The 23,919-nt window shown below is 71.6% G+C and carries 21 protein-coding genes; 13 read left to right on the top strand and 8 right to left on the bottom strand.

Annotated elements, in window-relative coordinates:
- Window positions 1-3: 3 nt before the first annotated feature.
- From ROT00_RS13855 to ROT00_RS13825, 7 genes are read right to left on the bottom strand one after another with little or no spacing between them, the layout of a single operon-like run.
- Window positions 4-528 (bottom strand): 3-hydroxyanthranilate 3,4-dioxygenase, encoded by a 525-nt coding sequence (locus ROT00_RS13855; RefSeq protein ID WP_404775616.1) that lies wholly within the window; start codon window positions 526-528, stop codon window positions 4-6.
- On the bottom strand, window positions 525-983 hold the full coding sequence (locus ROT00_RS13850; protein WP_404775615.1) for a RidA family protein: 459 nt from the start codon (window positions 981-983) through the stop codon (window positions 525-527). The genes ROT00_RS13855 and ROT00_RS13850 overlap by 4 nt, the downstream gene beginning before the upstream one ends.
- Entirely contained in the window at window positions 980-1,795 is an 816-nt protein-coding gene (locus ROT00_RS13845) for a 2-keto-4-pentenoate hydratase (RefSeq protein WP_404775614.1), read from the bottom strand. Before ROT00_RS13845 ends, ROT00_RS13850 begins: the two co-directional genes overlap by 4 nt.
- Window positions 1,792-2,841: a 4-hydroxy-2-oxovalerate aldolase gene (gene dmpG / locus ROT00_RS13840; protein WP_404775613.1), complete on the bottom strand. Its 1,050-nt coding sequence runs from the start codon at window positions 2,839-2,841 to the stop codon at window positions 1,792-1,794. Before dmpG ends, ROT00_RS13845 begins: the two co-directional genes overlap by 4 nt.
- A complete protein-coding gene (locus ROT00_RS13835; RefSeq protein ID WP_404775612.1) occupies window positions 2,838-3,857 on the bottom strand; it encodes an acetaldehyde dehydrogenase (acetylating) in 1,020 nt (339 codons plus the stop codon). Before ROT00_RS13835 ends, dmpG begins: the two co-directional genes overlap by 4 nt.
- The gene (locus tag ROT00_RS13830; protein WP_404775611.1) at window positions 3,854-4,669 is read right to left on the bottom strand and encodes a 2-keto-4-pentenoate hydratase; all 816 of its coding nucleotides are present in this window, start codon (window positions 4,667-4,669) and stop codon (window positions 3,854-3,856) included. Before ROT00_RS13830 ends, ROT00_RS13835 begins: the two co-directional genes overlap by 4 nt.
- The gene (locus tag ROT00_RS13825) at window positions 4,666-6,177 is read right to left on the bottom strand and encodes a 2-hydroxymuconic semialdehyde dehydrogenase (RefSeq protein ID WP_404775610.1); all 1,512 of its coding nucleotides are present in this window, start codon (window positions 6,175-6,177) and stop codon (window positions 4,666-4,668) included. The genes ROT00_RS13830 and ROT00_RS13825 overlap by 4 nt, the downstream gene beginning before the upstream one ends.
- Before the next feature lie 82 nt (window positions 6,178-6,259).
- Here ROT00_RS13825 and ROT00_RS13820 point away from each other — a divergent pair, with 82 nt between their 5' ends.
- The 13 genes from ROT00_RS13820 (at window position 6,260) to ROT00_RS13760 (ending at window position 23,226) form a co-directional block, all read left to right on the top strand.
- The gene (locus ROT00_RS13820) at window positions 6,260-7,228 is read left to right on the top strand and encodes a LysR substrate-binding domain-containing protein (protein ID WP_404775609.1); all 969 of its coding nucleotides are present in this window, start codon (window positions 6,260-6,262) and stop codon (window positions 7,226-7,228) included.
- A 120-nt stretch (window positions 7,229-7,348) separates the two neighbouring features.
- Window positions 7,349-8,956, top strand: coding sequence for an LVIVD repeat-containing protein (locus tag ROT00_RS13815; protein WP_404775608.1), 1,608 nt, complete (start codon window positions 7,349-7,351; stop codon window positions 8,954-8,956).
- 100 nt (window positions 8,957-9,056) lie between these two features.
- Window positions 9,057-9,608 carry an ester cyclase gene (locus tag ROT00_RS13810; RefSeq protein ID WP_404775607.1) on the top strand — a complete coding sequence of 184 codons (552 nt, stop codon included), beginning with the start codon at window positions 9,057-9,059 and terminating at the stop codon, window positions 9,606-9,608.
- Window positions 9,605-10,456, top strand: coding sequence for a DUF427 domain-containing protein (locus ROT00_RS13805; protein WP_404775606.1), 852 nt, complete (start codon window positions 9,605-9,607; stop codon window positions 10,454-10,456). The genes ROT00_RS13810 and ROT00_RS13805 overlap by 4 nt, the downstream gene beginning before the upstream one ends.
- 7 nt (window positions 10,457-10,463) lie before the next feature.
- A complete protein-coding gene (locus ROT00_RS13800) occupies window positions 10,464-11,615 on the top strand; it encodes an ABC transporter ATP-binding protein (protein ID WP_404775605.1) in 1,152 nt (383 codons plus the stop codon).
- 165 nt (window positions 11,616-11,780) lie between these two features.
- Window positions 11,781-12,932 (top strand): hypothetical protein, encoded by a 1,152-nt coding sequence (locus ROT00_RS13795; protein ID WP_404775604.1) that lies wholly within the window; start codon window positions 11,781-11,783, stop codon window positions 12,930-12,932.
- 69 nt (window positions 12,933-13,001) lie between these two features.
- Complete coding sequence (locus tag ROT00_RS13790; RefSeq protein ID WP_404775603.1) at window positions 13,002-14,897, top strand: ABC transporter permease; 1,896 nt, start codon at window positions 13,002-13,004, stop codon at window positions 14,895-14,897.
- A 166-nt stretch (window positions 14,898-15,063) separates the two neighbouring features.
- A complete protein-coding gene (gene gabT, locus ROT00_RS13785) occupies window positions 15,064-16,422 on the top strand; it encodes a 4-aminobutyrate--2-oxoglutarate transaminase (RefSeq protein ID WP_404775602.1) in 1,359 nt (452 codons plus the stop codon).
- Window positions 16,419-17,702: a Glu/Leu/Phe/Val family dehydrogenase gene (locus tag ROT00_RS13780; RefSeq protein WP_404775601.1), complete on the top strand. Its 1,284-nt coding sequence runs from the start codon at window positions 16,419-16,421 to the stop codon at window positions 17,700-17,702. The genes gabT and ROT00_RS13780 overlap by 4 nt, the downstream gene beginning before the upstream one ends.
- Before the next feature lie 94 nt (window positions 17,703-17,796).
- Complete coding sequence (locus ROT00_RS13775; RefSeq protein WP_404775600.1) at window positions 17,797-19,266, top strand: NAD-dependent succinate-semialdehyde dehydrogenase; 1,470 nt, start codon at window positions 17,797-17,799, stop codon at window positions 19,264-19,266.
- A gap of 83 nt (window positions 19,267-19,349) precedes the next feature.
- On the top strand, window positions 19,350-20,714 hold the full coding sequence (locus tag ROT00_RS13770; protein WP_404775599.1) for a flavin monoamine oxidase family protein: 1,365 nt from the start codon (window positions 19,350-19,352) through the stop codon (window positions 20,712-20,714).
- Between the two features lie 9 nt (window positions 20,715-20,723).
- Window positions 20,724-21,611: a universal stress protein gene (locus ROT00_RS13765; protein ID WP_404775598.1), complete on the top strand. Its 888-nt coding sequence runs from the start codon at window positions 20,724-20,726 to the stop codon at window positions 21,609-21,611.
- Window positions 21,612-21,633: 22 nt separating this feature from the next.
- Window positions 21,634-23,226, top strand: a complete 1,593-nt coding sequence (locus ROT00_RS13760; protein ID WP_404775597.1) for an APC family permease — start codon at window positions 21,634-21,636, stop codon at window positions 23,224-23,226.
- Between the two features lie 107 nt (window positions 23,227-23,333).
- Here the strand turns inward: ROT00_RS13760 and ROT00_RS13755 are convergent, their stop codons facing one another.
- Window positions 23,334-23,840 (bottom strand): hypothetical protein, encoded by a 507-nt coding sequence (locus ROT00_RS13755; protein ID WP_404775596.1) that lies wholly within the window; start codon window positions 23,838-23,840, stop codon window positions 23,334-23,336.
- Window positions 23,841-23,919 lie beyond the last annotated feature (79 nt).

The raw sequence follows: 23,919 nt of genomic DNA, 5'->3' as shown, positions 1-23,919 counted from the left end.
GGGTCAGCCCTTGCCCGGGTGGACCGCGCCGCACTGCGGGCAGGTGCGCCCCTCCTCGCTCTCGTAGAACTCGCGGAAGACGGGCGGCAGGTCCTCGACGATGTCGCGCACCTGCAGCTCCACCTCGTGCACCTTCGTGTTGCAGTTCGGGCAGAACCAGGCGAACTTCTCGAGCGTGCCCTCCTCGCGGATGCGCTCGATCACGATGCCGATCGAGCCGGGCTCAGGGCGCTGCGGCGAGTGGAACACGTTGCCGGGCAGCAGCCACATCTCGCCCTCGCGGATGTCGATCCGCTGGGGGCCGTCCTCCGTCTGGATGTTCACGTGCATGTTGCCGCGGTACTGGTAGAACCACTCCTCGTAGGGGTCGAAGTGGAAGTCGGTGCGCTGGTTCGGGCCGCCGACGACCTGCACGATGAAGTCGCCCATCGGCTCCCAGGCCTGCTTGTTGTTGACCGGCGGCTGGAGCAGGTGCTCGTGCTCCTTGATCCACGCGGCGAAATCGATGACGGGTGGGATGGTGCTCATTTCTCCTCCTCGAGAGTGGCGGTGCTTCGGTCGGTGGTCGGGCGCAGCGCGATCGCCTGGATCTCGATGCGCAGGTGCGGGTGCGGCAGGGCGTGCACCGCGACGGTGGTGCGCGCGGGCCCCTGCTCGTCGAAGTACTCGGCCCAGACCGCGTTGTAGGCGGCGAAGTCGTTCATGTCGACGAGGTAGCTCGTGGCCTGCACGAGATCGGCGAGCTCGCAGCCGGCTGCGGCGAGCACCGCACGGAGATTCTCGATGACGGCGCGGGTCTGCACGGCGATGTCGAGGCGCGTCGCGCCGAACTCGTCGGCGTCGGCCCCCGCGATCGTGTTGTCGGGGCGGCGGCTCGAGGTGCCGGAGACGAAGACGTAGTCGCCCGCGACGCGCGCGTGCGGGAAGCGGCCGCGCGGCACGGCGCGGCCCTCGGCCAGGATGCCCCGGTCTGCTGCGGTCATGCGTGCTCCCCCTTCGGATCGTTCGGATCGTTCGTGCCGTTCGCGCCGATGCGGAGCGAGACCCGGCCGAGCCCGGTGACGGATGCCTCGACGAGCCCGCGCGCGGGGACCGGCACCGCCGCGGTCGCGGCGCCGGCGAGCAGCACGGTGCCCGCGCGGAGCGCGAAGCCGTGCGCGGCGGCGAGCCTCGCCGCCGCGACGAGCGCCCGCCGGGGATCGCCGAGGATGGCCCCGGTCGAGCCGATCGCGACCTGCCGGCCGTCGAACTCGAGCGCGACCGCCCGGTTGTCGAGCCCCGTGCCGAGCGCCTCGGGCGAGGTCCAGGGTCCGGTGACGAAGCCGGCGGCCGAGGCGTTGTCGGCGACGACGTCGTCGAGGCTGAAGCGGAAGTCGCGGAAGCGCGAGTCGATGACCTCGAGCGCCGGGGCGACGCCGGCCACGGCGGCCATCGGGTCGCCCGCGCCCGAGGCATCCAGTTCCGCGCCGAGCAGGAACGCGAGCTCCGGCTCCACGCGGGCGTGGATCGCGCCGCCCGGATCGAAGACGCCGCCGTCCTCGATCCGCATCGCGTCGGTCAGAGTGCCGATGATGACGTCGTCGACCCCCATCTGCACCGCCTTCGCCCGGCTCGTGAAACCGAGCTTCACCCCGACGGCGCGCTCGCCGCGGGCGAGCCGGCGGGCGATGAGCGCGTGCTGGGTCGCGTAGGCCCGATCGAGGCCGATCGGCGCGTCGGGGGCGAGCTGCGAGATCGGGGAGACGGTGCGCTGCGCCTTGTCGAGCGCCGCGGCGAAGGCGGATGCGGCGGTCATGCCGCGCTCCCGCCCGCCGCGGCCGCGTCGCGCGCGGCGGCGAGGTCGAGGGCGACGTCGACGATCATGTCCTCCTGGCCGCCGACCATGCGGCGCCGCCCGAGCTCGACGAGGATGTCGCGGGGGTCGAGGCCGTGGCGCTCGGCGGCGCGCTCGGCGTGCAGCAGGAAGCTCGAGTACACGCCGGCGTAGCCGAGGGCGAGGGTCTCCCGGTCGACGCGGACCGGCCGGCGCTGCAGCGGCCGCACGAGCTCCTCCGCGGCGTCCTGCAGGGCGAACAGCTCGCAGCCGTGCTGCCAGCCGAGGAGGTCGGCGACCGCCACGAACGCCTCGATCGGCGTGTTGCCGGCGCCGGCGCCCATGCCCGCGAGGGAGGCGTCGACGCGGGTCGCGCCGTGCTCGACGGCCGTCACACTGTTCGCGACGCTCAGCGAGAGGTTCTCGTGCGCGTGGATGCCGATGCCCGTGGCGGGGTCGAGCACCTCGCGGTAGGCGTCGATCCGCTCGGCCACGTCGCCCATCGTGAGCCGGCCGCCCGAGTCGGTCACGTAGACGCAGTGCGCCCCGTACGACTCCATGAGCTTCGCCTGGCGGGCGAGGCCGGCCGGATCGTTCAGGTGGCTCATCATGAGGAAGCCCGAGACATCCATGCCGTGCTCGCGCGCCCAGCCGATGTGCTGGGCCGCGACGTCGGCCTCGGTGCAGTGCGTCGCGACGCGCACGCTCTGCACGCCGAGGTCGCGGGCCCGGGCCAGGTCGTCGATGGTGCCGATGCCCGGGAGGATCAGCGTCGTCAGGCGCGCCCGCTCGAGCACCGAGGCGGCCGCCTCGATCCAGTCCCAGTCGCTGTGCGCGCCCTGGCCGTAGGCGACGCTCGAGCCGCCGAGCCCGTCGCCGTGGGCGACCTCGATGGCGTCGACCCCGGCCGCCTCGAGCGCCGCGGCGATCGTGCGCACCTCGTCGACGGAGTAGCGGTGGGCGACGGCGTGCATGCCGTCGCGGAGGGTCACGTCCTGCACGTAGACCCGGGGCGTGCTCGCGCTCATGCCGGCACCTCCGTCCGCTCGTCCCGGCGTCGCTCGGCGACGAGCCGCTCCGCGGTGCGGAGCGCGGCCGAGGTCATGATGTCGAGGTTGCCCGCGTACTCGGGCAGGTAGTGGCCGGCGCCGGCGACCTCGAGGAGGATCGTCACCCGGGTGCCGCGGAACGCCCGGCCGAGCGCAGGCACGAAGGCCTCCTCGACGGGGTCGAACTGCACCCGCTGCTTCAGCCGGTAGCCGCCGACGTAGCCGGAGACCGCCGCGACCATCTCGTCGACCGAGCGGCGCACCGCGTCCTCGTCGAGCGGGCCCGCCGCCTCGTCGACGAGGCAGTAGACGGTGTCGCGCATCATGAGCGGCGGCTCGGCCGGGTTCAGCACGATGATCGCCTTGCCGCGCTCGGCCCCGCCGATCCGTTCGATCGCGCGGGCGGTGGTCTGCGTGAACTCGTCGATGTTCGCCCGGGTGCCGGGGCCCGCCGACTTCGAGGCGATCGAGGCGACGATCTCCGCGTAGGCGACCGGCGCGACCCGGGAGACGGCGGCCACCATCGGCACCGTCGCCTGTCCGCCGCAGGTCACGAGGTTGACGTTCGTCGCGTCGAGCTCCTGCTCGAGGTTCACGACGGGCACGACGTAGGGCCCGATCGCGGCGGGCGTGAGGTCGACCATCAGCCGGCCGTGCGAGCGGACCACCTCGTCGTTGCGGAGGTGCGCCCCGGCCGAGGTCGCGTCGAAGACGAGCGCGACGTCGGCGAACTCGGGGAGCGCGACGAGCCCGTCGACGCCCTCATGGGTCGTCGCCACGCCGAGCCGGCGCGCGCGGGCGAGGCCGTCGGAGTCGGGGTCGATGCCGGCCATGGCGGCGACGTGCAGCCGCTCGGAGAGGCGCTTCACCTTGATCATCAGGTCGGTGCCGATGTTGCCCGAGCCGATGATGGCGACTCCGATGGTGGCCCCGTCGCCCCGCGTGCCGCGCTGCGTCTCGCCCTGCGCACTGCGCTGCGTGCCGTCCGCGCTCATGCCGCCGCCTCCGCCTCGTCGATCGGTGCGAGGAAGTCGGCGCGCACCTCGCCGAGCCCGTCCAGGCGGGCGTGGAAGACGCCGGGCGTCGCGGCGACCATGGGGCCGAGCGCGCCGGAGAGCACGATCTCGCCCGCGCGGAGCGGACGTCCGTGCCGGGCGACGGCGCGGGCGAGCCAGGCCACCGCGATGACCGGGCTGCCGAGGCAGGCGCTGCCCGCGCCCGTCGAGACGGGGTCGCCGTCGAGGTCGAGCCGCATGCCGACGGCGGCGAGGTCGAGGCCGTCGAGCTTCCGCGGCACCGTGCCGAGCACGACCGCGCCGCTCGAGGCGTTGTCGGCGATGGTGTCGGCGATGCGGATGCTCCAGTCGGCGATGCGCGAGTCGACGACCTCGATGGCCGGCAGCACGAACTCGGTCGCCCGCAGCACGTCGGCGACGTGCGTCGTGGGGGAGTCGAGGTCGCGGCCGAGCACGAAGGCGACCTCGGCCTCGACGCGCGGCTGGAGGAAGCGGTCGAGCCCCATCGGCTCGCGGTCGGCGACGACCATGTCGTCGAGGAGCACGCCGTAGTCGGGGGTGTGCACGCCGAACTGCGCCTGCACCGCGGGCGAGGTGAGCCCGATCTTCCGGCCCACGACGCGCCGCCCCTCGGCGATCCGCCGCTCGATGCCGAGCGACTGCACGGCGTACGCGGCATCCTGATCGTCGGCGCCGATGAGCTCGCGCACGGGCGCGCACGCCGTGCGCGACGCGGCCGCCGCGGTGAGCCGCGCGTCGGCCGCGCGGATCGCCTCGTCCGCCGCGCTCACAGCTGCACGCACACGTTCGTCGGCTCGGTGTAGAACTCGAGCGAGTGGTGGCCGCCCTCGCGGCCGATGCCGGAGAGGCCGACGCCGCCGAAGGGGCTGCGGAGGTCCCGCAGGTACCAGGTGTTCACCCACGACATGCCCACCCGCATGCGCTGCGCGACGCGGTGCCCGCGGGCGAGGTCGCTCGTCCAGGTGACGGCGGCGAGCCCGTAGTCGGTGTCGTTCGCGAGCGCGATCGCCTCCTCCTCGGTGTCGAAGGGGATGAGCGCGGCCGCCGGCCCGAAGATCTCCTCGCGCACCGTGCGGTGCGAGTTGTCGAGGCCCGCCCAGAGCGTCGGCTCGATCCAGGCGCCCCCGTCGAGCTCGGCGCCGAGGCTCGGGATGCCGCCGCCGGCGAGCAGCGTGGCGCCCTCCTCCAGGGCGAGCTCGAAGTAGGAGCGCACCTTCTCCCGGTGCGCCTGCGAGATGAGCGGACCGGTCGTCGTCGCCGGGTCCTCCGGGCGGCCGAGGCGCAGTCGCCGGGACTGCTCGGCGAGGCCGGCCGCGACGTCGTCGAAGACCGAGCGCTCGACGTAGATGCGCTCGGTGCAGAGGCACACCTGGCCGGTGTTCAGGTAGGTCGAGCGGGCGAGGCCCGCGATCGCGTGGTCGAGGTCGGCGTCGGCGAAGACGACGGCCGCGTTCTTGCCGCCGAGCTCGAAGGAGACGGGGCGCACGCGCGGGGCGACGGCCCGCATGATCGCGGAGCCGGTGGCGGACTCGCCGGTGAAGGTGACGCCGTCGATGCCGGGATGCCGCGTCAGCGCCTCGCCCGCGGAGCCGGCGCCGAAGCCGTGCACGACGTTCACGACGCCCGCGGGGACGCCGGCCTCGACGAGGATCTCGGCGAGGAGCGTGGCCGAGGACGGCGTCTCCTCGGAGGGCTTCACGACGACGGCGTTGCCGGTCGCGAGGGCGGGGGCGAGCTTCCAGGTGAGGAGCAGGAGCGGGAGGTTCCACGGCACGATCACGGCGACGACGCCGAGGGGCTTGCGCACCGCGTAGTTCAGGGCGCTGCGGCCGTCGGGCAGCTCGGTCAGGTACGAGTCGAGGCCCGCGGCGGAGACGGTGTCGGCGAAGGAGCGGAAGTTCGCGGCGGCCCGGGCGACGTCGAGCTCGCGGGCGAGCGTCTCCGGCTTCCCGGTGTCGCCGACCTCCGCGGCGACGAGCTCCTCGGCGCGGCGGTCGATGACGTCGGCGACGCGACGGAGGATGCGCGCGCGCTCGGCGACCGACATCCGCCCCCACGGGCCGTCGAGCGCGGCGCGCGCGGCGGCGACCGCGCGGTCGACCTGCTCGGCGCCGGCCTCGTGCACGACCGCGATGCGGCTGCCGTCGACCGGGTCGAACTTGTCGAAGCCGGCGACTCCGTCGACCGCGGCGCCGCCGATGAAGTTGCGGATCGTGCGCGGTGCTGGCCCCGCCTCGGGGGCCGGGGGCGTCGGCAGCGACGTCGTCTGAGCTGGCATGGCCTCAGGCTAGGAAGGACCAGGGATGCCGACAAATACTCTCTTGCTGCGCTGCCATGCCCATCCGGCTATAGTTCCCGGCATGGTCACCGATCGACTCCTGGACGGCCGGCTGAAGATCCGGCATCTCGTGCTCGTCACCGCCATCGCCGACGAGGGCACGCTCGTGCGCGCCGCCGAGTCGCTGCACATCACGCAGCCCGTCGTCACACGCGGGCTCCGCGAGGTCGAGGAGGTGCTCGGGGCGCCGCTGTTCGAGCGGCTGCCGCGCGGGGTGGCCCCGACGCCCTACGGCCAGGCGTTCATCGAACGGGCCCGATCGGTGCTCGCCGAGCTCCGCGCCGCGGGGGAGGAGGTGCGGCTGCTCCGCTCCGGCCAGCTCGGCACGGTCACCGTCGGCACGCACCTCGCCGGCTCGAACCTGCTGCTGCCGCGGGCGATCGCCGGCCTCAAGGCCGAGCATCCGAAGCTCACCGTCGTCGTGCGGGAGGGCACGCCCGACGCGCTGCAGCAGTGGCTGCTCGCCGGCGACCTCGACCTCACCGTCGGCCGGCTCTCGCCGACCGTGCCCGTGCGACTCGAGCAGGAGCGGCTGCACCAGGAGCCGATCCGGCTCGTCGCCCGCGCCGGCCATCCCGTGCACGGCGGGATCCGGGCGGGCTCGCTCGCCGAGCTCATCGCCTACCCGTGGATCTTCCCGGTCGCCCAGACCGCGCTCCGCGCGGAGCTCGAGGCGGTGTTCTTCCAGGAGGGCCTCCCGCTGCCGGCGGACCGCGTCGAGTGCACCTCGATGCTGACGCTGCGGAACCTGCTCGTCTCGACCGACGTGATCGCCGCCCTGCCGATGTTCATCGCGGTCGACGATCGCGAGCTCCGCATCCTGCCGACGCCGCTGAGCTCCATCCGCCGCTCGGTGGGCGTCACGATGCCGAAGGACCGGGCGCCGTCGCCGGCCGCGGCCGCGCTGCTCGTGCACCTCCGCGAGGAGGGGGCGAAGCTCGCCGAGCTCGAGGAGGAGTTCGCGAGGAGCGAGGCGAGGCCGCAGGGCTGACATGCCTTTCTGGGCATAGCTCGAAGCCGAAAGGATATTGGACAGCATCGCTCGGGCTGGCGACGCTGAGAGGGATGGCGCATCGAGGCGCCGCAGTTCCCAGCCGAATCTGGAGGCGACATGGCCGGCTCTCCCTACGTTCCCGACGCGAAGAAGTACCGCCCGGAGGATTTCCAGCGCGTCCCGGGCGAACCGGCCGATCCCGAGCCCGGCAGCTGGGGCATGCAGCCCGACGGCACGTTCCTGCCGCCGGCGCACACCCCGTCGGTGCCGCGCGACGTCTTCGTCGACTGGCCCGGCCAGCTCGACTACCGCGACCCCGAGACCTACGCGCTCAACGCCACCGCGGAGGCGTTCTACCCGATCGTCGTGAACACGAGCCACTCCTGGCAGTGCATCTACGACTGGGACGGCACCCGCTACATGCTGCACTACGGCGGCGGCAACCACTGGAAGCTCTACGACATCACCGACCCCCGCAACCTCACGATCGTCGACGAGGAGCAGTGGGGCTGGGGCGACCCCCGCCCCCAGTTCGGCGCGACCACGGTGCAGTGGAACGAGCGGCTCGGCAAGCACCTCGCCATCCAGGCGAGCGAGACGCCCCGCTACTTCCTCAAGGGCCGCGTCGCCAACAAGTGGATCGACGACACCGTCGAGGGCCAGCTGAAGGAGTGGGAGGGCCTGCGCGGCTTCCGCACCTTCGAGATGCACGGGCCGAGCCCGCGCGACTGGACCCTGATCAACGAGACCTCCACCGACCCGAACCACGGCCCCGACGAGATCCAGGAGGGCAACGGCGTCCTCGACCTGCCCGTGTATTACGGCGACAAGTACCTGTTCGTCGCGACCGCGCCCGACAACACCTTCACCAACCAGCCCTACAAGACGACCCTGTGGGCCGCCGGCCACGCCGCCTACGACGTGTCGGACCCGACGAAGCCGGAACTGCTCTCGACCTGGTGGGTGCCCGGCACCCGTGCGGGCGAGGAGGCCGACTCCGAGTACCTCGCCGACAACGACCGGTGGAACAACAAGACCTCCTGGTTCGGCTCGCGGATGGGTATCTTCATGCCGCGCTCGGTCGAGTCCGGCTGGAAGTACGGCTACGCCGCGCAGGGCGGGCAGGGCTTCTTCGTCCTCGACGTGTCCGACCCCCAGAACATCCACCACGTCGGCTGGTGCGAGCTGCCGACGAGCGTCGCGGGCACCGAGGGCGACAACGTCGACACCACCCAGGTCGAGGAGACCGGCTACGTCTACGTCTCGGGCTACCCGATGAACACCGACTGCTACGAGCCCGCCAAGGAGATCTACCAGATCGACGTGAGCGACCCGACGAACCCGCGCCTCGTGCGCACGCTGCCCCGCCCGGTGCCGCCGGCCACGGCGGCGTTCACCGACTGGGCGCAGCGCCGCGGCTCCTTCGGGCCCAAGCGCTCGGGCTACTTCACGAACACCGGCACCCCGCACGGCGGCGTGATCCCCTACGCCTTCTACGCCGCGGGGCTGCAGATCTTCGACGTGCGCGACCCGGAGGACCCGAAGGTGGGCGCGTACTTCGTGCCGCCGATGGGCCTGAAGGACGACGACGACCTCGCGGCCCCCGTGCACGGCGTCTTCGTCGAGTGGGACCGCAACCTCATCTGGCTGTTCGCGAACCACGGCATCTACGCCGTCTCGACGCCGCTGCTCGGCGAGCCGGTCGTGGGCCTCCCGGCCGACTGATCCCGGCGCGCCGTCCCGCCCGGCGCGGGTTCGGGTGCTTCGCTATCCAGCATTCCGGTGTGACATCGGATCCAGAATACAAAATCCGAAGGAGGGCGTCATGGACGACGTCGCAGCCCGCAACAAGGAGATCGCCCTCGAGGTCTGGGGCAACGACCTCGACTCCCACAAGACCTCGCCGGACGACCCCTCGTTCCGCGAGCACTTCGATCGCTACTACACCGAGGACTACTGGAACCACGCCTCGCAGCCCGGCAAGGACCGCGGCTTCCAGAACGCGTACTACGTGCGCAAGGCCTTCCTCGAGCTGTTCACCGACCCGAACTTCGTGATCGACAAGGTCGCCGCCGACGGCGACCTCGTCTTCCTCGAGGGCGTGTTCACGGCGAAGCACACGGGCCTCACGCTCTACGGCGTGCCGGCGACGGGCGTCGAGGTCAGCCAGCCGCAGGTGCACATCCTGCGCTTCCGCGACTTCAAGATCAGCGAGCACTTCGTGGTGCGCGACGACTACGAGATGTACCGCCAGGTCGTGCCGCTCGACCAGGACGGCGGCATCCTCCGCTTCGTCGACACCGACAAGTACGACGCCGAGCGCGACGACGCCGCGGAGCGCGCGGATGCCCCGGAGCCGGCGGAGGCCGGGAGATGACCATCCCCGCCTTCCAGATCGAGGACAAGCTCATCGAGCGGGAGCTCGACCCGAGCTACCACGAGTTCTCGGTCGAGCCCACGGGCCGCCAGGTGACCGTGGTCCTCGGCGGGGTGGTCGTCGCGCGCAGCCGCCGGGTCGCGCTGCTGCACGAGTCGAAGCACATGCCGGTCTACTACTTCCCGGCCGAGGACGTGCGGATGGACCTGCTGAGCCCCTCGGGCCGCACGAAGGAGACGCCGGTCAAGGGGCTCGCCCGCTACTTCGACGTCGACACCGGCACGAAGCGCGTCGCCGACGGCGCCTGGATCCACGAGGCGCCCGCCGCGGCCGCCGCCGACCCGCTGCGCGGCATGGTCGCCTTCTACTGGGCGAAGATGGACCGCTGGTTCGAGGAGGACGACGAGGTCTACAAGCACCCGCGCGACCCCTACCACCGGGTCGATGTGCTGAACTCCTCCCGCCACGTGCAGGTCGTCGTGCTCGGCGAGGTCGTCGCCGAGTCGCGGCGTCCGCGGCTGCTCTTCGAGACCCGTCTGCCCACCAGGTACTACCTGCCGTGGGCCGACGTCCGCCAGGAGCTGCTCGTGCCGTCCACCACCCGCTCCACCTGCCCGTACAAGGGCGATGCCGAGTACTGGTCGCTGCAGATCGGCGACCAGCTCGTGAAGGACATCGCCTGGTCGTACCGGCACCCCATCGCCGAGTGCCCGAAGATCGAGAACCTCGTCTGCTTCTACGACGAGCAGGTGGACGCCGTCATCGTCGACGGCGTCGAGCAGGAGCGCCCGCGCACCGCCTGGTCGAAGGCCCCGACCGTGCGCACCGTCGCCCCCACGGAGAGCTGAGACCCTGATGACCACCCAGACCATGGACGCGCAGCGCGGCGGCGGGCTCCTCGTCGTCGAGAACCTGCAGAAGCACTACGAGCTCGACGGCACCGAGGTGCCCGTCGTGAAGGGCGTCGACTTCACCATCGAACCCGGCACGTTCTACTCCCTGCTCGGCCCCTCCGGCTGCGGCAAGACGACGACGCTGCGCTGCGTCGCCGGGCTCGAGACGAGCAACGGCGGCAGCATCCGCCTCGACGGCGACGTGCTGTCCACCGGCGACCGGCACGTGCCGCCGAACAAGCGCGACGTCGGCATGGTGTTCCAGAACTACGCCATCTGGCCGCACATGACGGTGTACCAGAACGCCGTCTTCCCGCTCCAGGTCTCCGGCGGTCGGCTGCCCAAGGCCCAGGCGAGGAAGCGGGCGATGGAGGCGCTCGAGCTCGTGCAGCTCGACCACCTCGCCGAGCGGCCGGCGACCGCGCTCTCGGGCGGACAGCAGCAGCGGCTCGCGCTCGCCCGCGCCCTCGCGCACCGGCCCCGCCTGCTGCTCCTCGACGAGCCGCTGTCGAACCTCGATGCGAAGCTCCGCGACACCATGCGCACCGAGCTGCGGAGCCTGCAGCGCAGCCTCGGCATCAGCGCGCTCTACGTCACCCATGACCAGTCCGAGGCGCTCTCGATGTCCGACCGCGTCGCCGTCATGAACGGTGGCCGGATCGTGCAGGAGGCCTCGCCGCGCGAGCTCTACGACCGGCCCGCCGACCGCTTCGTCGCGGACTTCGTCGGGCGGGTGAACATGATCCCCGCCGTGCTCCGCGACCGCGACGAGCACGGCGACGCGATCGTCGAGGCCTTCGGCACCCGCCTGGTCACGCCCTGCCCCGGCAACGTGGTCCGCGGCGAGGAGGTCACGATCACCTTCCGCCCCGAGAGCATGCGCTGGCACGAGACCGCGCCCGATCGGCCCAACGTGCTGCCCGCGCGGGTGGTCCGCGTCGAGTTCCTCGGCGAGATCGTCGAGTACGAGGCCGAGGTGCTGCACGGCGGCACGACCGTCGGCCGCCTCACCGCCCGCGGCGCCCCCATGGCGTCCCCGCGGGAGGGCGGCGAGGTCTTCCTCGAGCTCGCCCCGCACGCCTGCCGCGTGCTCGTCGACGATCCCGTCGGCTGAGCCGAGGCATCCGCTCCGGCATCCGCCGGCAGCCCCCGAACCGCACCACCGCACGACCCAGGCATCACCGCACGACCAGCACCACGCACGCCCTGCACGACCAGCACCACTGAACCGAACCCCCCGATCCAGGTCAGAGAGGACATGAGGATCATGCGCACACGGATGGGATACGTCGCAGTCGCGGCAGCAGGCATGCTGCTGCTGAGCTCCTGCGCCACCGGCGGCGGCCAGGCCGCGCCGACCGCTGCCGGCCCGAGCGGCGAGGCCGCGGACATCGCGCCCTGCGAGGCCGTCGAGGTCGGCGCGATCACGCGCTGCGAGAACTTCTACGAGGCCAACTGGCCCGAGATCGACCGCCAGCTCGACGAGCTGTACGAGCAGGCGAAGGAGACCGACGGCGGTCGCCTCGTCATCTGGGACTGGTACGAGCTCGGCCCCGAGGTCATCGCCGCGTTCAACGAGCGCTTCCCCGACCTCACGATCGAGACCCGCGGGCTCACCTACAACCTGTCATCGGCGATCATCTCGGCGAAGGCGACGGGTTCCCGCAACACCGACGTCGTCTCGGGCTCCATCACCTCGATGGCCGCGATGTACGACGAGGGCTTCTGGGAGAAGGTCGACTGGACCTCGTTCGGCGTGCCGGAGGAGTACCTCGAGATCGGCGCCCCCGAGCTCCTGCCCGACAGCATCAACGGCTCGCTCATGCAGGTGAACACCGACAAGATCGAGGCGCCCGACTCGCTCGACGGCCTCCTCGCCCCCGAGTACACGGGCAAGGTCTCCGTCGCCGCCTACAACGCGGTCGTCTTCGCCGGCTACGGCAAGGCCCTCGGCGAGCAGGCGATGGTCGACCTCATCGGCGAACTGAAGTCGAGCGGCACGCTCTCCCTCCTCGAGGACCAGAACACGCCGCTCTCGAGCGGCGACGTGCCGATCGCGCTCAACCAGACGCTGTTCAACCCGAACCCGAGCCTCGCGGCGCAGCCCTTCGAGCACTCCGGCGTCTGGGCGCAGTTCTCGGGCGTCAACACCGACGCGAAGAACAAGCCGGGCGCCATGCTCTGGGTGCTCTGGAACGCGTACGACCCCGACTGGCTGAAGCTGCGGATGACGGACGAGCGCTTCGCGACCACGCAGGTGCCCTATGCGGGCCTGCCCTCCTCGCTTTTCGACGAGGCCACCGGGCTCATGAAGACGAACGCCGACGCGCTCCTCGCGGGCCTCGAGTCCGGCGCGGAGACCGAGACGCAGGACACCCGGGATGAGTGGAACTCGCTCATCAACGCCGCCGACGCCGCACTGAACGGCTGATCGATGTCGACGGCAGGACGGGCCCGGCGCCCGGGCGGAGCACGGCCGGGGAGGCAACGACCCACGACCATGACCGCGGCGATGATCGTCGCGGGGGTCGTGATCTTCCTCCTCCTCGCGGTGCCGCTCATCGTCCAGGTGATCACCGCGTTCCGCGGCCCGTTCCTGCCGTTCGGCGTCGCCTCCGCGCAGTGGGGCGTCACGAACTTCATCACCCTCTGGGAGCTCCGCGAGGACTTCTGGTCGGTGCTCGGCGCGACCGGCGCCTTCGTCGGCGGCTCGACGCTGCTCTCGCTCCTCATGGCCTTCGGACTGGCCTGGGTCACCGTGCGCACCGACTTCCCGTTCCGACGGGTGATCGGCGTGCTCGTGATCGTGCCGTACATCATCCCGCCGATCGTGAAGGCCCAGGCGTACCTGCTCATGGTCTCGCCGGAGACGGGCGTGCTGAACCAGTTGCTCCGGCTCCTGCCGTGGACCGGCGACGTGCCGATCGACCCCTACGCCTTCGGCACCCTGATCCTCATCCAGGCGCTCACCAACGTGACGTTCCCCTACCTGATGATCGTGCCGATCCTCACGAACATGGACGGATCGCTCGAGGAGTCCGCCCGCGCCTCGGGCGCGAGCTGGGGCGAGACGCTCCGCCGGGTCACCCTGCCGATGCTCTGGCCCGGCCTCCTCGGTGTGGCCGTGCTCACCTTCATCCTCGGCCTCGGCAGCCTCGAGGTGCCGCTCCTCTTCGGCCAGGAGTCCGGCCGCTCGATCTTCGCGCTGAAACTGTGGACGCTGATCAGCTCGAACGCCGGCGAGCTGCCGCAGTACGGGCTCGCCGCCGCGTGGGGCCTCGTGTTCCTCGTCATCACGACGATCGCGTTCGCGGTGTACCTCCGGGCCACCAGGAACGCCGAGCGCCGCGCCTCCGTCTCCGGCAAGGGCTTCCGCCCCACCACGATGAAGCTCGGCGTCTGGCGCATCCCCGTCGCGATCGGCGTCGCGATCTTCATCCTGCTCACGGCGGTGCTGCCGCTCTTCGCCCTGTTCTGGGCGGCGATCACGCCGTACCCCATCGCCTTCAGCTTCACCGCGCTCGCCGAGCAGACGCAGTTCGGCTCGTTCCTCGCGGTGCTCGCCGACGGCGAGTTCTGGGCCTCGCTCGGCCGCACGCTGGTCATCGCGGGCGGCAGCGCCACGATCGCCTGCGTCGCGGCGACGGTGCTCGCGTACGGCATCGCCCGGAGCCCCTCGACGTGGTGGACGCGCGCGGTCGACCTCTTCGCCTCCTCCTCGGTGGCGATCCCGGCGACGATCGCGGGCTTCGCGATGTTCCTCCTCTTCATGGTGATCAACCCCGTCATCCCGATCGCCGGCACGGTGCTCGCGCTCGTGATCGCCTACTCGTACCGGGTGTCGATCGCCTATCGCGCCTCCTACAGCGCGACGTTGCAGATCCGCACCGAGCTCGAGGAGGCGGCGCTCACGAGCGGGGCGAGCCGGCTCGCGACCTTCCGCCGGGTGATCGCGCCGCTGCTGCTGCCGACTGTGCTCGCGGTGTGGATCCAGGTGTTCATCCTCGGCACGAACGAGTTCACGCTGCCCGCGTTCCTCGCGACGCCCGAGTCCCGGCCGCTGTCGATGTACGTCTACGCCATGATCAATCCCCGCTCGGCGCAGCTCTACGCGCCCGACCAGGGCGCCGCGATGGCCCTCATCTTCACGCTGCTCGTGTTCCTCATCGGCTACGGCCTGCAGTGGGCGGTGTCGCTCCGGGCCATCGGCCGGGCGAAGCGCCGCCCGGGCCTGCCCGGCAGCGGCCGGAGCGGCGGGCGCAGCGGCCGGCCCCCGGTGGCGCCGGCGCCGGACACCATCTCGATCGCCGCGCAGGAGCACGAGGAGCACCGGGCGCAGAAGAAGCGCCGCGCGCCGGACGCAGCCGGCAGCGCGCGCTCGGTCAGCCGGAGCTGACCGGGCGACGCCGGGGCGGCGGGCGGTGGGATGCCGGCCGCCCCGACGTTGTACACCGCGGCCAGTGCGGTGGTGTCCGATGTACATCAGGGCGTCGCGGGGCGCTGGGGAGCCGACCTAGCATTGCGGTCATCCTCCCCCGTCGTCACTTGCATCGGAGCAACCAATGACCCTCGTCGACACCCCGGCCACCGCCACCGGAGGCCCCGCGCTCGCACAGGAGCGCCGCCTCGTCACCGCCATCCCCGGCCCCCGCTCGCAGGAGCTCCTCGCCCGCAAGGCGAGCGCCGTCGCCGCGGGCGTCGGCCACACCCTGCCGATCTCGGTCGTCGCGGCCGGCGGCGGCGTCGTCGTCGACGCCGACGGCAACTCGCTCATCGACCTCGGCTCCGGCATCGCCGTCACCGGCGTCGGCAACTCGGCCCCCCGCGTCGTCGAGGCCGTCACCGCGCAACTGAACGCCTTCACCCACACCTGCTTCACCGTCGCGCCGTACGAGGGCTACGTCGCCGTCGCCGAGAAGCTCAACGAGCTCACCCCCGGCGACCACGTGAAGCGCACCGCGCTGTTCAACTCGGGCGCCGAGGCGGTCGAGAACGCCGTGAAGATCGCGCGCCACTACACGAAGAAGCAGGCCGTCGTCGCCTTCGACCACGCCTACCACGGCCGCACCAACCTCACCATGGGCCTCACGGCGAAGAACCAGCCGTACAAGAACGGCTTCGGCCCGTTCGCCCCCGAGATCTACCGCGCCCCGCTCAGCTACCCCTTCCGTGACGGCGGCCTCGACGGCCGCGAGGCGGCGGCCCGCGCCATCCTCGGCATCGAGAAGCAGATCGGCGCCGAGAACCTCGCCGCGATCATCATCGAGCCGATCCAGGGCGAGGGCGGCTTCATCGTCCCGGCGCCCGGCTTCCTCGCCGCACTCGTCGAGTGGGCGACCGCGAACGACGTGGTCTTCATCGCCGACGAGGTGCAGACCGGCTTCGCCCGCACCGGCGCCTGGTTCGCGAGCGAGCACGAGGGCATCGTGCCCGACCTCATCGTCACCGCGAAGGGCATCGCCGGCGGCCTTCCGCTCTCGGCGGTCACCGGCCGCGCCGAGATCATGGACGCCGCCCAGGTCGGCGGCCTCGGCGGCACCTACACGGGCAGCCCGCTCGCCTGCGCCGCGGCGCTCGCGACCATCGAGACCTACGCCGAGGACGGCCTCGTCGAGCGCGCGAAGGAGATCGGCTCGGTCCTCATCGGCCGCCTGAACGCCCTCCGCACCGCAGACGCCCGTATCGGCGACGTCCGCGGCCGCGGCGCCATGGTCGCGATCGAGCTCGTCGACCCCGAGACCGGCGCCCCCGACGCCGCCCTCACCGGCAAGGTCGCGAAGTACGCCCACGAGCAGGGCGTCATCCTCCTCACCTGCGGCACCTACGGCAACGTGATCCGCTTCCTCCCGCCGCTCACGATCTCCGACGAGCTCCTCATCGAGGGCCTCGGGGTCGTGGCCGAGGGGCTCAAGCAGGCATGAGCACCGTGATCGACGGCGCGGCGACCATCGCCGCGCCCGTCGCGACGCCCCTCGAGGACGCCCGGGCGCAGCTCGCCGAGGCCATCGCGCTGCTCGGCTACAGCGACGGCACCCGGCTGATGCTCGCGACCCCGCGCCGCGAGCTCACCGTCGCCGTGCCGCTCCGCACCGACGCCGGCGAGACCCGCCTGTTCACCGGCTACCGCGTGCAGCACAACTTCAGCCGCGGCCCGGCCAAGGGCGGCCTCCGCTACGCGCCGAACGTGAACCTCGACGAGGTCCGCGCGCTCGCGATGTGGATGACCTGGAAGTGCGCCCTGCTCGACGTGCCGTACGGCGGCGCGAAGGGCGGCATCGCGATCGACCCGCGCGAGCACTCGCAGGCCGAGCTCGAGCGCGTCACCCGCCGCTACACGAGCGAGATCCTGCCGATCATCGGGCCGGAGCGCGACATCCCCGCGCCCGACATCGGCACCGACGAGCGCACCATGGCCTGGATCATGGACACCTACTCGGTGAACTCCGGGTACACCGTTCCCGGCATCGTCACCGGCAAGCCGATCGCGCTCGGCGGCTCGCAGGGGCGCGCGAGCGCCACCTCGCGGGGCGTCACGCACATCGCGCTCGCGGCGCTCCGTCACGCCGGCATCACCCAGTCGCAGGCCACCGCGGCCGTGCAGGGCTTCGGCAAGGTCGGCGCCGACGCGGCCCGCTTCCTCGCCGAGGCCGGCGTCACGGTGCAGGCGGTCAGCGACCAGTACGGCGCCGTGTTCAACGCCGCGGGCCTCGACATCGAGGCGCTCGGCGACCACGTGCAGCGCACCGGCGCGGTCGTCGGCTTCGCCGGCGGCGAGGCGCTCGACGGCGCCGCCCTGCTCGAGCTCGACGTCGACCTGCTCGTGCCGGCCGCCGTCGAGGGCGTGCTCCACGAGGGCAACGCCGGCCGGGTCGGCGCGAAGGTGATCGTCGAGGGCGCGAACGGCCCGACGACGCCCGACGCCGACCGGATCCTCCGCGAACGCGGCATCCTCGTCGTCCCCGACATCCTCGCGAACGCCGGCGGCGTGATCGTCTCCTACTTCGAGTGGGTGCAGGCGAACCAGGCCTACTGGTGGCGCGCCGACGAGGTGGAGTCCAGACTGGAGGAGCGGATGCTGAGCGCATGGGAGCACGTCCTGGGCTACGCCCGGTCGCGCGACCTCTCGCTCCGCACCGCCGCCACGGCGCTCGCGGTCGAACGCGTCGCCGAGGCGCACAAGCTGCGCGGCCTGTACCCCTGATCAGGCCCGCTTCCTCCCGGCTCGCCCGACTTCCGTCGGAATCGGGCGAGCCGGGGGTGCACGGCACGAACATCCATCGAAACGGAAGTCACACATGACGAACGCAACGCTTGAATCCTCGGTGCTCGACAAGGTCGAGGGCCGGCTGTTCATCGGGGGAGCCTGGGTCGACGCCGAGGGCGGCAAGACCCTGGAGGTCGCCGACCCCTCGACGGGCGAGACCATCAAGGTCATCGCCGACGCCTCGCCGGCCGACGGCATCGCGGCCCTCGACGCGGCCGTGGCCGCGCAGGACGAGTGGGCCAAGGTCGCCCCGCGCCAGCGCGGCGAGCTGCTGCGCCGCGCCTTCGACCTGCTCACCGAGCGCAAGGAGGAGTTCGCGCTCCTCATGACGCTCGAGATGGGCAAGCCGATCGCCGAGGCCCGCGGCGAGGTCGTCTACGGCGGCGAATTCCTCCGCTGGTTCAGCGAGGAGGCCGTGCGCATCTCCGGCCGCTACGGCCTGAACCCCGAGGGCACCGGCCACATGGTCGTCTCGCAGCGCCCGGTCGGCCCGTCGTTCTTCATCACGCCGTGGAACTTCCCGCTCGCGATGGCGACCCGCAAGATCGCGCCCGCGCTCGCCGCCGGCTGCACCGTCGTCATCAAGCCCCCGGCCCTCACGCCGCTCACGACGATCGCCTTCGTGCAGCTGCTCGAGGAGGTCGGCCTGCCCAAGGGCGTCGTGAACGTCATCCCGACCTCGACCTCGTCGAAGGTCTCGGGCCCGATCATCGAGGACCCGCGCCTGCGCAAGCTCAGCTTCACCGGCTCGACCGAGGTCGGTCGCGCCCTCATGAAGCAGGCCGCCACCGGCATCCTGCGCACCTCGATGGAGCTCGGCGGCAACGCCCCCTTCGTCGTGTTCGAGGACGCCGACCTCGACAAGGCGGTCGACGGCGCGATGCTCGCGAAGTTCCGCAACATCGGCCAGGCGTGCACCGCGGCGAACCGCTTCATCGTGCACGAGAAGGTCGCCGCCGAGTTCTCGAAGCGCGTCGCCGAGCGCGTCGCCTCGTTCAAGGTCGGCCGCGGCACCGCGGACGACGTGAACATCGGGCCGCTCATCGACGCCAAGGCCGTGGCCTCGACCGACGAGCTCGTGCAGGACGCCGTGTCGAAGGGCGCGAAGGTCCTCACCGGCGGCACAGTCATCGACGGCGCCGGCTCGTTCTACGCGCCGACCGTGCTCGGCGACGTGTCGCCCGACGCGCGCCTGCTCCGCGAGGAGATCTTCGGGCCGGTCCTCGGCATCACCACCTTCGCCGACGAGGACGAGGCCGTGCGCCTCGCGAACGACACCGAGTACGGGCTCGTCTCGTACGTCTTCACCGAGGACCTGGCGCGCGGCCACCGCATGATCGAGCGCCTCGCCACGGGCATGATGGGCCTGAACACCGGCCTCGTCTCGAACGCGGCGGCGCCCTTCGGCGGCATCAAGCAGTCCGGCATCGGCCGCGAGGGCGGCGCAGAGGGCATCCACGAGTACCTCGACACCAAGTACACGCTCATCCCGGTGAGCTGAGCGCGCGGGCGGATGCCGCGGGCGCACGCCTGCGGCATCCGCCTTCGTGTTTCTCCGAACGAACAGAAGCAGGAACCAGGACCATGGAACGCATCGAAACCGACGTCGTCGTGATCGGAGCCGGCGCGGCCGGCCTCACCGCCGCGACCGAGCTGAGGGCCGCGGGCAAGCGCGTCGTCGTGCTCGAGGCGCGCGACCGCGTCGGCGGCCGCCTCTGGAACGGCGACTTCGACGGGCACCTCCTCGAGATCGGCGGCCAGTGGGTCTCGCCCGACCAGGACGCCCTGATCGAGACCCTCGCCGAGCTCGGCCTCGAGACCTACTCGCGCTACCGCGAGGGCGAGAACGTCTACATCGCGGAGGACGGCGAGCGGCGTCTCTTCGAGGGCGAGATCTTCCCGGTCCCGGCGAAGACGGAGGGCGAGATCCTCGGCCTCATCGAGAAGCTCGACGTGCTCGTCGCCGAGATCGACCCCGACGCCCCCTGGGCGCACCCCCGCGCGAAGGAGCTCGACGAGATCTCCTTCGCCGAGTGGCTCGGCACCCAGACCGACGACGAGGAGGCGAAGCTCAACATCGGCATGTTCATCGCCGGCGCGATGCTGACGAAGCCGACCCACGCCTTCTCGGCGCTGCAGGCGCTCCTCATGGCCGCCTCCGCGGGCTCGTTCTCGCACCTCGTCGACGCCGACTTCATCCTCGACAAGCGCGTCGTCGGCGGACTGCAGCAGGTGCCGCTCCGCCTCGCCGAGCGCCTCGGCGACGACGTCGTGAAGCTCGAGCAGCCCGTGCGCACCATCCGCTGGTCGCCGGAGGACCCGGCGGCGGGCGTCACCGTCGTCACCGACTCGCTCGAGGTCGCCGCCGACCGCGTCATCCTCGCGCTCGCGCCGATCCTCTACTCGCGGATCAGCTACGACCCGCCGCTGCCGCGCCGCCAGCACCAGCTGCACCAGCACCTCTCCATGGGCTTCGTCATCAAGGTGCACGCGGTCTACGAGACGCCGTTCTGGCGCGAGCAGGGGCTCTCGGGCACCGCGTTCAGCCCGTACGAGCTCTGCCACGAGGCGTACGACAACACGAACCACGGCGACACCCGCGGCACCCTCGTCGGCTTCGTCTCCGACGAGGAGGCCGACGGCGTCTTCTCGCTCTCCGCCGAGGAGCGCCAGGCGAAGATCCTCGAGTCGCTCTCGCACTACTACGGCGAGCAGGCGAAGAACCCGGTGCTCTACTACGAGAGCGACTGGGGCAGCGAGGAGTGGACCCGCGGCGCCTACGCCGCGAGCTTCGACATGGGCGGCCTCGCCCGGTACGGCGCCGACCTCCGCGAGCCGGTCGGCCCGATCTCCTTCGCCTGCTCCGACATGGCCGGCAAGGGCTACCAGCACGTCGACGGCGCGATCCGCATGGGACGCCTCGTCGCCGCGCAGATCCTCGAGGGCTGAGGCGCCCCGATGACCGATCGGACCGGATCAGCGTACCGGATCGTCGTCGGCTACACGGCGGACGACTCGGGCGCCGACGCGCTCGCGCTCGGCGCCCGGGTCGCCGGGGCCACGGATGCCTCGCTCGAGGTCGTCATGGTGCTGCCGATCGAGGCGCGCGGCGGCGTCGTGCCCCGCGACCCGGGCCACGAGCGCCGGGTCAAGGAGCAGGCCCAGGCCTGGCTCGCCGACGCCTCCGCCGGGCTCGGCGGCGACGTCGCGCAGGCGCTGCACATCCGTTACGCCGACTCCTTCGCCGAGGGCCTCGTGGCCGCGGCGCACGAGTTCGGCGCGCGTCTCGTCGTCGTCGGGCCCGCCCGCGGCGGGCTGTTCGGTCGCACCCGCATCGGTTCGGTCGCATCCGAGCTGCTGCACTCGGCCGACGTGCCGGTCGCGCTCGCGCCCGTCGGCGCCCGGAAGCTGCCCGTGTCGGCGGGGCTCACCCGGGTGACGGCGGCCGTCGGCGGCACGCCCGGCGTGGTGCTCGAGGCATCCGTCGCCCTCTCCCGCCGCGCGCACGCGCCGCTGCGGCTGCTCTCGCTCGTGCCGATCGATCTGCCAGCGGGCGTCGACACGGGACTCGTGAACCTCACGAGCACCGTCGCCGCCGAGCAGGCGCTCGAGGGCGCCCGCCGCGAGCTGCCCGCCGGCGTCGAGGCGAGCGCCGTCGTCGCCACCGGCCAGACGATCGAAGAATCGGTCGGCGCGCTCGACTGGGAGCCGGGCGAGCTCGTGCTCGTCGGCTCCAGCCGGCTCGCGGCGCCGTCGCGGCTCTTCCTCGGCGGCACCGCCACGAAGATGCTGCGGGAGCTCCCCGTCCCGCTCATCGTGGTGCCCCGCGCCGCCCAGACCTCCTGACCCCACCCGAAAGACCTCTGCAATGACGCACGACCCCGCGAACCAGCACCAGGCCCACGAGGCCCACACGCAGCCGCACGCCCCGCTCACCACCGCGAGCGCGACGGTCGACGGCGGCGACCCCGGCCTCTCCAAGAAGGGCCTCTCGGCCGGATCGGTCGGCCTCATCGGCGCGATCGTCATCGGCATCTCCTGCATCGCCCCGGCGTACACGCTGACGGGCGCGCTCGGGCCGACCGTGGCGGAGGTCGGCACGCAGCTGCCGGCGATCTTCCTCATCGGGTTCATCCCGATGCTCCTCGTCGCCTTCGGCTACCGTGAGCTGAACAGCGCGATGCCGGACTCGGGCACCTCCTTCACCTGGGCGACGCGGGCCTTCGGCCCGTGGATCGGCTGGATGGCCGGCTGGGGGCTCATCGCCGCGACCGTCGTGGTGCTGTCGAACCTCGCGGGAATCGCGGTGGAGTTCTTCTACCTGGCGCTCGCGCAGGCGTTCAACAACCCCGACATCGCGAACCTCGTCGGCAACCCCTTCGTGAACGTCGCGACGTGCCTCGTGTTCATCCTGGGCGCGACTTTCATCTCGTACCGGGACATGCAGACGACGCAGAAGCTGCAGTACTGGCTCGTCGGCTTCCAGCTGCTCGTGATGATCGGCTTCGGCGTCGCCGCGTTCTGGCACGTCGCGAACGGCACGGCGTTCGACCCGACGCAGATCGAGCTCAGCTGGTTCAACCCGCTCGAGGTCGGCTCGTTCTCGGCGATCGTCGCGGGGCTCTCGGTGTCGCTCTTCGTGTTCTGGGGCTGGGACGTGACGCTCACGATGAACGAGGAGACGAAGGGCTCGAACTCGACCCCGGGTCGGGCGGCGACCCTCACGGTCACCATCGTCGTCGCGATCTACCTCTTCGTCGCGATGGGGGCGCTCGCGTTCGCCGGGACGGGCGAGTCGGGCGTCGGCCTCGGCAACCCGGCGATCCAGGAGAACGCGTTCTTCTACCTCGCGGGGCCCATCCTCGGGCCCCTCGCGATCCTGATGTCGATCGCGGTGCTGTCGAGCTCGGCGGCCTCGCTGCAGTCGACCTTCGTGTCGCCCGCGCGCACGCTGCTCGCGATGGGGCACTACGGGGCGCTGCCGCAGAAGTTCTCGAAGGTGAGCCCGCGCTTCTTCACCCCGGGCTACGCGACCGTCGTCTCGGCGATCGTCGCTGCGGTGTTCTACACCGTGATGCGCTTCGTCAGCGAGGACGTGCTCTGGGACACGATCACGACGCTCGGCATGATGATCTGCTTCTACTACGGACTCACGGCGTTCGCGTGCGTCTGGTACTTCCGCAAGACCTGGTTCCGCAGCGGCCGGAACCTCTTCTTCCGCCTCATCGCGCCGCTCGTCGGCGGCGGCATCCTCGCGGTGCTGTTCTTCACGACGCTCATCGACAGCATGGACCCCTCCTACGGCTCGGGCTCGAACATCGGCGGGGTGGGCCTCGTGTTCATCCTCGGCGTCGTGATCCTGCTCGCCGGCGTCATCGTGATGATCTGGCAGCGGGTGAAGCGGCCGGAGTTCTTCCGCAGCGAGCACCTCGCCCGCGGCGTCGCGGCCCGCGACAGCTAGGGCCCCGCAGACTGGAGCCGCCCCGCCGACGACACTCGGCGGGGCGGCTCCGTTCGTGCGCGGGTTCCGTTTCGTGACGACTCAGGCGCGCCCGTGCGGTGATCCGGTCACCACTCGCGGGCCTCGATCCGGGTGACGCCGCTGGGCCTCACGAGGCTCCTGGCGATGCCGAGCGATCGGTCGATCGTGACTGTGCCACGCAGTTCGCGGTCGTTCCGGTGCTCGATGGTGATGAGCAGCGCGTCGGGCTCGTGGTCGTCCACCGCGAGCGGCCGCCAGTCGTCCCATGACCGGCCCCACAGGGGAAGGTGCTCGATAAAGAGCATCTTCAGCGCGATGGAAGGAAGCGAGCCGGTCAGCGTGGTGGCCCGGGCGGAATCCGGAGAGCGGTAGACCCCGCCCGAGTAGGACGCGATGAGTCGCCGGGAATCGGCATCGCTCAGCGTCCAGAACTCATGCGACCGATCCAGTTCGATGTGCGAGAAGGTCGTCGTCGAACCGGACTGGGACGTGGCATCGGCGACGAGGCGATCGGGCCGTGGCAGGTCGAGCAACCGTTCGAGCAGCCCGTCTGGTGCGGTCCGTTCGGGAGATCCATCTGGCATGCCTGGCATCACGAACCCCTCGCTTGGAATACCAGGATAGGCGGCGCCCTCGTCGTCGCCTCACTCGCACAACTCAGGAACACCCGCG

Source organism: Agromyces mediolanus (assembly GCF_044917495.1).
GTDB lineage: Bacteria > Actinomycetota > Actinomycetes > Actinomycetales > Microbacteriaceae > Agromyces > Agromyces mediolanus_B.
The sequence above is the reverse complement of the archived record's forward strand: the minus strand, read 5'-3'. Positions and strand labels throughout refer to the sequence as shown.